Annotated in this window: 1 pseudogene; it reads right to left on the reverse strand. The window is 70.2% G+C overall.

Annotated features, from left to right (window positions below):
- Positions 1 to 114 (reverse strand): annotated as a pseudogene (locus H6A15_RS10295) (ATP-binding protein); the annotation flags it as partial.
- Between the last annotated feature and the right edge of the window lie 114 nt (positions 115 to 228).

Below are 228 nucleotides of genomic sequence, written 5' to 3' on the forward strand. Positions count from 1 at the left end.
GCAGTCCATGAACCTCACCTCGCGCCCCGCCCGCACGGCCTCGATGCCGATGGCCACGGCGAGGTGGGTCTTGCCCACGCCCGGGCTGCCGACGAGCAGCACGTTCTCGGCGCGTGAATCTACCCCGATTCCGTTTACACCCTTACGCCGCCATCGGGTGGCGGTCCTCCTCGGGCCAGTTGGCCCGCTCGAACTCCTCGGGGCTGAGGTACCCCAGCGCCGAGTGCG

The organism is Enorma phocaeensis, assembly GCF_016901575.1.
GTDB classification, from domain to species: domain Bacteria; phylum Actinomycetota; class Coriobacteriia; order Coriobacteriales; family Coriobacteriaceae; genus Limicola; species Limicola phocaeensis_A.